At 38.2% G+C, this 497-nt stretch carries 1 pseudogene; it reads left to right on the top strand.

What is annotated here, in order from left to right:
• Positions 1-313, top strand: a pseudogene (locus tag EAE91_RS23760) (TetR/AcrR family transcriptional regulator); the annotation flags it as partial.
• Between the last annotated feature and the right edge of the window lie 184 nt (positions 314-497).

The following is a 497-nucleotide window of genomic DNA, read 5'->3' as shown; positions in this document are numbered from 1 at the left end:
GAGGGATGCTTTACGCATTTCTCAGTTACGCTGGCAGGAATCTTTATCCGGTGAAGATAACCACAAACGACCTGTTTTGAAGAAAAAAAGTAACCGTAAAGAGACACTTTCTACGGCGTTAGCGCCTTTAAAAGGTCAGCTTAAAGATGACACAATACATAAGATTATTATGTTGATTTCAGTTTTATATGGTACAGAGGCTATGACTATTCTGAAAGATACTTTTGGTTTAGAAAATGATGAAATCATCAACTTAACGAGTTGGGCTGCAAAGTTGATTGTTCGGCAGGTCATTAATGAGGAGCTAAAATAATCCGAAGGCCATTTTTTAACACAAGGGTAAAGAAACTGGGCACGAGGCCCGGTAAAAGTTTCTTTTGGTGTATGGGCCTGTACATTTTGTGAGTGGTGTATTAGTTCAGATTAGATCTGATACTTCGATTTGAAAAGAAGAGAGTTACCCGCTTTGATTAAAGGCGCTGAATCTTAAATCAAAG

The sequence above is a fragment of the Photorhabdus noenieputensis genome (assembly GCF_018448935.1).
Lineage (GTDB): Bacteria > Pseudomonadota > Gammaproteobacteria > Enterobacterales > Enterobacteriaceae > Photorhabdus > Photorhabdus noenieputensis.
The sequence above is the reverse complement of the archived record's forward strand: the minus strand, read 5'-3'. Positions and strand labels throughout refer to the sequence as shown.